Below are 8,024 nucleotides of genomic sequence, written 5' to 3'. Positions count from 1 at the left end.
ATATGTTAATTTATACGTGCAAGGAGTGAGCGAATTGAACACAGTTAAAAATAAGACGACTATTTATTCAAATTTAATATTGAAATATTTCTTAACACATGAAATGGTCACGAACAAGCAATTGGCTGATGAAATAGGGTTATCTGAAAAAACAATTCGTACAAAGATTGATTCAATCAACTATATGTTGAAAGAGAATAAATCTAGGTACAATTGAAAAAAAACCTCGTATCGGAATGTGGCTCGAGTGCAACACTTCTCAAAGAGCGAAGATACAAAAATTGATTAGTGCTGATGAAAACGAATTGGTTCAATCAGATAAATCTCGAATGGTATTGGCATTGCAAGAAATATTGAATGTGAACAGTAAAAAAAGGCTTACTTCGAAAGATTTAGCCGATACATTATATTTGAGTGTGCCAACAATGTTAAAAGTCATCTCAGATTGTAAAGATTGGTTGAACATGTTTGATATTAAGCTGAATGTGATTCGTAACAAAGGTATAGAACTAGAGTATAGTGAAACTTCTTATCGTTTAGCTTTAAAAAACTATATTACTAAGTTAGATGAGACACACTCAATTTATGAGGGTATTACTTATTTTATGCCTGGATTACAAGTTGATATTATTAAAGATGCTATTCTTGAAGTTGAAAAAGAATGGGGATTTAATTTAGTCGATGAATCTTTTGATGAAATTCTAGTATATACAAGTATTGCTGTTTACGAAAATGTTACAAATAAGATCAAAAATTTGAATATTTCAAAGAAAGAATTTGAAGTTCTTTCTCAATACAGTGAATATCATTTAGCAGAAAAGATTTATAAAAAGATTCAAAGATATATTCATGTAGATATACCTGATGGAGAAATCGCATTCTTATCCATTCAGATCCTATGTTCTAAAATGATTGATTATGAAGCAATGCCATATGATACAGAATCTTTGATCGAGCAATATGATGCGAAATTAAAAGAATTCGTAGAAAAAATGATTGACGTAATCAGTAATGTTACAAATGTGGATTTAAGACAAGATACCGAATTATATAATGGATTATTAATTCATTTAAGGCCTACGATTTTCAGATTGAAATACAATCGTAGTGCAAACAATGAACTAACTGGGTATATAAAAAATGAGTATACAACTACATTTAGAGTATCTTGGTTGATTTCAGTTTTATTTGAAGAGTATTTTAATTTGAAAATAACGGAAGATGAATTAAGCTTCATCGCCATTTATATTCAATCTGCATTAGAGCGAAATTCAAAGCCGATTTCCGCAATTCTTGTATCCAATGCATCGAATGGAATTAACCAGATGATTTGCGATAAATTAAGAAGGAATTGCGATGAAATAAAGAAAATCCATGTACAAAGTATGCATGATTTTTCATTAGCACGTTGTAAAGATGACTTGATTTTAACAACTAAAAACTTACATTCAGAAGATGATCGTATAGTGGAAATTGATGATTGGTTGAGTGATTCAAATTTGAATTGTGTAAAAGATAAAATCAAAGAATTAAGTGTGCAAAAGCAAGATAGGCCAGCACGTTTTAATGCGATATGTCACGAGTTATTTGAGCCAGATTTGATTTTCTGTCATTTAAAAGTCAAAGATAAAAAATCATTGTTGTCGATGCTTTGTAACAAACTGGTTGATAAAGGTTATGTGACTAAAAAGTATTTTAAAACTGTAATGGAACGCGAAAATATGACACCTACTTCAATTGGGAATGGTGTTGCGATACCTCATGGAGATACGCAGGAGGTCAATACGGCAAAGATTGTGATTGCTACATTAGATAAACCAATCTTGTGGGATTCAAAATATGTCGATGTTGTGTTCTTGTTGGTTGTTAAATTTAGTACAGACTTTGAGATACGTAGAACGCAGCAATTCTATAAACAATATATAAAATTGGTTGATGGAGATGAACAAGTAAGTATCTTACGTGGCTTTACATCAAATATAGATTTTTATCGATTCTTAATTCAATAACGGAGGGAGATTATTATGGAATTAAAAGAAATTTTGGATGAAAAAATCATTGATTTGGAACTTGAGGGTACAACGAAAGATGAGGCTTTACGCAATCTGAGCAAAAGATTGTTGCAGGCAGGATATATTTCGGATGTAGATCAGTTTGTCAAGGACATTTATGTTCGTGAAGCAGAAGGACCAACAGGAATGGGACATAAGATTTCAATTCCACATGGTAAAAGTAGTGCTGTTCGCAAGATTGGTATTGCGATTGGACGTTGTGTGCAAGATGTAAAGTGGGAGAGCTGTATGTCTGAAGATGGGTACCAAGATACAAATATTATTTTCTTGTTCTGTGTAAGTGACGACAATAATTTTGCCGAGAATCACATGAAATTATTGGCGGATCTAGCCGGAAAATTAGGTAATGACAATCGTGTTCGTAAGTTACAAGAAGTGACTTCAAAATCAGAATTAATTGATGTGATTGTTAATGATTCAGCTTGTGTTGCAGAAGGTGAAAAAACATCGGATCAAGAGGAAGAAACAATTGAGGAATTAGATATTGATTTAATTTAATTAATAAAAAATTACCATATTAAAGTGCCCTAAATAATGAAATAAGAAAGCGCTTTACGATATATGATATGGACAACAAAAGAAAAGAAAGCCAGGAGGTGAAAGAAAATGAAAATTATTGGTATCACAGCATGTACAGCAGGAATTGCACATACTTACATTGTTGCAGAAAAAATTCAACAAGCTGCAACTGAAGCTGGTCATGAGTGCAAAATTGAAACACAAGGAACAATTGGCGCACAAAATGAATTGACTCCAGAAGATATTAAAGCAGCTGATGTAGTAATTCTTGCTCATGATATCGCAGTTGGTGGTGTTGAACGATTCAAAGGAAAACCAGTTGTAGATATTCCAATTAGTGTTGCAATGAAGAGTCCAAAAAGTTTAATTGCAACAATCGAAAAAAAATTAGGTAAAAAATAACAGGACTAATAAGGAGAGAAATTAATATGTTACAAGATTTTAAAAAACACTTAATGACTGGTATCTCCTACATGATTCCAATGGTTGTTGCCGGTGGTATCTTAGGAGCTCTTGCCAAAGGTTTAGGAGGTTGGGAAGTTGGAAACTTAGCACCAGATGCTTCTGGAGCTACAATCTTCTCTTATTTAAATGCATTTGATTGGGGCCAATTCTGGTGGGCTATTTCAAAATTATCTGATTTTGCGATGAGCTTCGCCTGTGCCGTATTAGCAGCTGGTATTGCATATTCTATGTCTGAACGTCCAGGTATCGTTCCTGCATTTATCTTAGGATATACAGCAAACCAAGCAAAAGCCGGATTTATCGGTGCATTGATTCTTGGATTTATCGTTGGTTGGTTAGTCAATGTATTTAAAAAGTATGGAGAAAAACTTCCAAAGGCATTACAAGGCTTACTTCCAGTATTGATTATTCCAGTATTTGTTACATTTATTGTTGGGGCATTGTTCTTCATGTTATTGATGGGACCTATGACAGCAGTTATGACAGCTATTCAAAATTGGATTATGTCATTGAATGGTGGTTCTAAATTCTTAGTTGGTGCAGTAATCGGTGCTTGTATGGGATTCGATATGGGTGGACCTATCAACAAAACTGCTTCTATGGCTGCCAATGCATTATTCGCTGATGGATATGCTGCTCCAGAATCTGCAAAAATTATTGGTGGTATGACACCTCCTATTGGAGTTGCAATTGCTACATTCTTACAACCAAAGAAATTTACTCAAGCTGAAAGAGATACAGGTGTTTCTTGTTTATTCATGGGACTTTGCTTCATTACAGAAGGTGTATTACCATTTGCAGCAAACGATCCATTACGTTTTATTCCTTGCTCAATGGTAGGTAGTGCAATTGCTGGTGGTATCGCAATGGCTGCTGGTGTAGAAACTCCTGCTGCTCACGGTGGTATCTTCGTATGTGGATTATCAACAAACCCATTAATGTGGTTGGTTGCCATGGTAGTTGGTTCAGTCGTAACTGGTATCTTATATGCAATCTTCAAAAAGAAACCAGCTGAAGAAGAAGATCACGAAGAGGAAGTTGTTGATTTAGACTTAGATATCAACATTGAATAGTTTAGAAAAAGATAGATAGAAAGAGGGTATATTATGTACGTATCAATGAAAGACATTTTAACTCATGCAGATAAACACAATTATGCTGTAATGGCAGTAAATAGTGTAAATATGGAAATGGCTCGTGCGGTTATTACAGCTGCTGAAGAAGAACATTCACCAATCATTATTAATATTGGTGTTGGTCAGATGGCTAACTTGGCACATCCAACTGAAATGGTTCCAATGATCAAAGAAATGGCAGAAAGAGCAACAGTTCCAGTCGCTTTAAACTTGGATCATGGACAAAAATTTGAAGATGAAGTTTCAGCTATTCAATGGGGTTTCTCAAGTGTAATGATCGATGCATCATCATATCCATATGAAGAAAATGTAAAGCGTACAGCTACTATTGCTGCTTTGGCACATCAAAAAGGAATTTGTGTTGAAGGTGAACTTGGACATGTAGGACAAGCTGGAGATGGTGATAACTCTAAAGTTGATTTATATACAAATGTAGAACAAGCGGTTCAATATGTAAAGGACACAGGTGTGGATGCATTGGCTGTTGCGATTGGTACGGCACATGGTAATTATCCTAAAGGATATGTTCCTGTATTAGATTTTGATCGTTTGGCTGAATTAAAAGCTGCATTAAAAATGCCATTAGTATTACATGGAGGTTCTGGTTCTGGAGAAGAAAACATCCGTAAAGCTGTTGCTGGTGGTATCAATAAAATTAATGTATGTACAGATGCATTCCATGCTGCAGAAGATGCAATGAAGGCTGCATGGGAAGAAAATCCTGGTTTAAATTACATGCAAATTATGATGGTTGCAGAACAAGCTATCAAAAAGTTTGTTAAGGATTATATCCGTGTAATTGGTTCAAACAATCAATATGTATATGGAGAAACAGTTACAGTCGGAAATGAATAATAAACAAAGGTAGGTATGATGCCTACCTTATTTATTAAGGAGGAAAAATGTTTGATTTAAATGGGAAAGTAGCTATTGTTACTGGGGCAAATCAAGGCCTTGGATTTGCAATGTGCCAAGGATTAGCTAAAGCTGGAGCTGATATTTTTAATATTGGAAGACGTGAAGATGATCATGTGATTCGTGAAGCTATTGAAAAAGAAGGCGTGAAATACCATTATTATCGTGCTGATTTATCGAATCCAACTGTAGAAAAAATGGATGAAATTGTTGAAGAAGTAATTAAAGTATATGGTCATGTGGATATTCTTTTAAATAATGCAGGTGCCAATATTCGCGAACCATTTCTTGAATATGATGTAAAAGATTGGGATTATATTTTGAATCTGAATTTAAAATCTATTTTCTTGTTGTCTCAAAGTGTAGCTAAACAAATGATTGCACAGAAAACAAAAGGAAAAATTATTAATATCGCTAGTATGTTGTCTTTTACAGGCGGCATATTAACAGCGGCTTATACAGCAAGTAAAAGTGGTGTTATGGGACTTACAAAGACAATGGCTAATGAATTAGCTAAATATGGCATCAACTGTAATTGTATTGCACCAGGATATATGGATACCCCATTAACAAAGCCTATGCAAGAAGATCCAGTAAGAAATAAAGAGGTGCTAGACCGTATCCCTGCAGGATATTGGGGAAAACCAGAGACTTTGCAAGGGACTGTTATATTTTTAGCTAGTGAAGCATCTGATTATGTATGTGGTGCAACCATTCCTGTCGATGGTGGATGGTTATCAAGATGAACAAGGAGAAAAGAATATGAAAATCGCATTAATTAATGAATTTAGCCAGGCATCAAAAAATGCCACAGTATTGAACGAATTGAAAAAAGTGGTTGAACCAATGGGACACACCGTATATAACACAGGAATGTGTAAAGATGGAGATGATCCATATCTAACATATTTAAATATTGGTATTCAAGCAGCTCTATTATTGAATTCTAAAGCAGTAGATTTTGTAGTAACTGGATGTGGAACAGGACAAGGAGCTATGATGGCATGTAACGCATTTCCTGGTGTCGTTTGTGGTTATTGTATTGATCCATCAGATGCATACTTGTTCTTGCAAATTAACAATGGTAACGCATTAGCGCTACCATACGCTAAAGGATTTGGATGGGGAGCTGATTTAAATTTACAATATATCTTTGAAAAAGCTTTTGGAAGTCCAAAAGGAATGGGTTATCCAAATGAACCAGGAAGAAAAGAATCACAAAATAGAAATGCGGATTTATTGTCTCAAATGAAGGAGGCTATTTCTAAAGATTTAATTTCTGCTTTGAGGGCGATTGATCCAGAATTAGTAAAAGGAAGTTTATCACCTCGATTCCAAGAATGTTTCTTTGCCGGATGCCAAGATCCAGAATTAGAAAAATTTGTAAAAGAGATTTTAGAGAAATAAAATCTCTTTTTTAGGAGGTACATATGAAAACATCATTTTTACCAAATTTTACAATGGGAGAAAATGCACTTTTAGAAATAGACAAGTTTGTTCCCAAACACTCTAAAATAGCTATATTTTATGGACAAAAAGCGTATGATGAGGCAAAACAATACACAGAAAAAGTACTAAATACAGATAACTATGAAATTCTTGCCGAGCAATGCTATGGAAAAGAAGCAAATTATGCAAATGTGAATAAAATATTACAGGTAAGAGGCATACAATCTTGTAATGCATTATTTGCGATTGGGGGAGGAAAATGTATTGATACTGTAAAGTGTGTTGGAAATATATTAAGTATCCCTGTATATACTATTCCTACGATAGCTTCAACTTGTGCGGCAGTTACTAAAATTAGTATTATGTATGATTTAAATGGAACATTTTTAGAAATTGTGCAACTGAAAAATCCACCATTACATTGTTTTATTGAACCAAATATTATTGTTAGAGCACCTATCAAATATTTGTGGGCAGGCATAGGAGATACAATGGCTAAACACATCGAATCTACATTCAGTGCACGTAATGATGAGTTAAATTTCACCAGTGAATTAGGTATTAAGATTGGAGAAAATTGTTATTATCCTGTACTTAGAGATGCAAAGAAGGCGTTAGAAGATGCCAAAGAGCATAAGCTAAGTCATGAAGTTGAAAGAACTATACAAAATATAATTGTTACGACAGGTTGTGTATCTTTGATTGTGGATCCTGAATTTAATTCGGCATTATCACATGCATTATTTTACGGACTTACAGTACGTCAACACATTGAGAAAGGCCATTTACACGGGGAGGTTGTTTCCTATGGTACTTTAGTGCAATTGATGATGGATAATCAAATGGAATTATTGAAAAAAACATATCGATTACATGAAGAAATTGGTCTTCCAATTTGTTTAGCAGATTTAGAACTAAGAAGAAATGAGGACTTGTCAGATATATTGGAGAAAACCGTAATCAATCAAGAGTTAAAACATGTGCCTTATAAGGTTACAAAAGAATTGATTTTAAACGCAATCATGAAATTAGAAGATTATAGGGGGTAAAACTATGAAGAAAATTGTTATGATTCACACAAGCCCAGTATCATTGAATGATTTAAAAGCATTGGTTAAGAAATATATGCCAGATGTTGAGTTAGTTAATATTATTGATGATTCACTTCTAGAAGAAGTGAAAAAGAATAATGGGCCAACACCTCAAATTATTTCGCGAATGAACATGTATGTTCAGGTTGCAAATTCATTACATCCAGATTTGATTTTCAATCAATGTTCAAGTGTGGGTGAAGCTTTTGATGTTGCTAAAAAGTCAACTTCCATTCCTACTTTAAAAATTGATGAGCCAATGGCTAAAAAAGCAGTGAAATTAGGAAAGAGGATTGGAGTAATTGCGACAGTGAAATCAACAATGTTGCCTAGTTGCAACTTAATTAAGCGAAAGGCTGTAGAAGCAAATAAAGATG

At 34.0% G+C, this 8,024-nt stretch carries 9 protein-coding genes and 1 pseudogene; all 10 read left to right on the top strand.

Annotated features, from left to right (window positions below; translation table 11 throughout):
* A partial coding sequence (locus ACZQCL_RS04145; RefSeq protein ID WP_482481914.1) for a helix-turn-helix domain-containing protein occupies positions 1 to 217 on the top strand: 217 nt, incomplete at its 5' end.
* 19 nt (positions 218 to 236) lie between these two features.
* Positions 237 to 2,009: a BglG family transcription antiterminator gene (locus ACZQCL_RS04140; RefSeq protein ID WP_482481913.1), complete on the top strand. Its 1,773-nt coding sequence runs from the start codon at positions 237 to 239 to the stop codon at positions 2,007 to 2,009.
* 15 nt (positions 2,010 to 2,024) lie between these two features.
* Positions 2,025 to 2,570: a PTS sugar transporter subunit IIA gene (locus ACZQCL_RS04135; RefSeq protein WP_337532962.1), complete on the top strand. Its 546-nt coding sequence runs from the start codon at positions 2,025 to 2,027 to the stop codon at positions 2,568 to 2,570.
* A 108-nt stretch (positions 2,571 to 2,678) separates the two neighbouring features.
* On the top strand, positions 2,679 to 2,993 hold the full coding sequence (locus ACZQCL_RS04130; protein WP_118114908.1) for a PTS fructose transporter subunit IIB: 315 nt from the start codon (positions 2,679 to 2,681) through the stop codon (positions 2,991 to 2,993).
* 26 nt (positions 2,994 to 3,019) lie between these two features.
* Positions 3,020 to 4,129 (top strand): PTS fructose transporter subunit IIC, encoded by a 1,110-nt coding sequence (locus tag ACZQCL_RS04125; protein WP_482481912.1) that lies wholly within the window; start codon positions 3,020 to 3,022, stop codon positions 4,127 to 4,129.
* Between the two features lie 33 nt (positions 4,130 to 4,162).
* The gene (locus ACZQCL_RS04120) at positions 4,163 to 5,047 is read left to right on the top strand and encodes a class II fructose-bisphosphate aldolase (protein ID WP_295766746.1); all 885 of its coding nucleotides are present in this window, start codon (positions 4,163 to 4,165) and stop codon (positions 5,045 to 5,047) included.
* Between the two features lie 47 nt (positions 5,048 to 5,094).
* On the top strand, positions 5,095 to 5,853 hold the full coding sequence (locus ACZQCL_RS04115; protein WP_482481911.1) for an SDR family NAD(P)-dependent oxidoreductase: 759 nt from the start codon (positions 5,095 to 5,097) through the stop codon (positions 5,851 to 5,853).
* Positions 5,854 to 5,869: 16 nt separating this feature from the next.
* On the top strand, positions 5,870 to 6,514 hold the full coding sequence (locus tag ACZQCL_RS04110) for an RpiB/LacA/LacB family sugar-phosphate isomerase (RefSeq protein ID WP_482481910.1): 645 nt from the start codon (positions 5,870 to 5,872) through the stop codon (positions 6,512 to 6,514).
* Positions 6,515 to 6,537: 23 nt separating this feature from the next.
* Entirely contained in the window at positions 6,538 to 7,605 is a 1,068-nt protein-coding gene (locus tag ACZQCL_RS04105) for an iron-containing alcohol dehydrogenase family protein (protein WP_482481909.1), read from the top strand.
* Positions 7,606 to 7,609: 4 nt separating this feature from the next.
* Positions 7,610 to 8,024, top strand: a pseudogene (locus tag ACZQCL_RS04100) (aspartate/glutamate racemase family protein); the annotation flags it as partial.

It is taken from the genome of Holdemanella sp. (assembly GCF_056804935.1).
Note: the sequence above shows the minus strand (reverse complement) of the source record. Positions and strands in the feature narration are given on the sequence as shown.

What these genes read in the sequence shown, in the direction of transcription:
- ACZQCL_RS04105 (WP_482481909.1), top strand. Translation starts at nt 6,538, where the DNA reads ATGAAAACATCATTTTTACCAAATTTTACAATGGGAGAAAATGCACTT.
- ACZQCL_RS04140 (WP_482481913.1), top strand. Translation starts at nt 237, where the DNA reads ATGTGGCTCGAGTGCAACACTTCTCAAAGAGCGAAGATACAAAAATTG.
- ACZQCL_RS04115 (WP_482481911.1), top strand. Translation starts at nt 5,095, where the DNA reads ATGTTTGATTTAAATGGGAAAGTAGCTATTGTTACTGGGGCAAATCAA.
- ACZQCL_RS04130 (WP_118114908.1), top strand. Translation starts at nt 2,679, where the DNA reads ATGAAAATTATTGGTATCACAGCATGTACAGCAGGAATTGCACATACT.
- ACZQCL_RS04120 (WP_295766746.1), top strand. Translation starts at nt 4,163, where the DNA reads ATGTACGTATCAATGAAAGACATTTTAACTCATGCAGATAAACACAAT.
- ACZQCL_RS04135 (WP_337532962.1), top strand. Translation starts at nt 2,025, where the DNA reads ATGGAATTAAAAGAAATTTTGGATGAAAAAATCATTGATTTGGAACTT.
- ACZQCL_RS04110 (WP_482481910.1), top strand. Translation starts at nt 5,870, where the DNA reads ATGAAAATCGCATTAATTAATGAATTTAGCCAGGCATCAAAAAATGCC.
- ACZQCL_RS04125 (WP_482481912.1), top strand. Translation starts at nt 3,020, where the DNA reads ATGTTACAAGATTTTAAAAAACACTTAATGACTGGTATCTCCTACATG.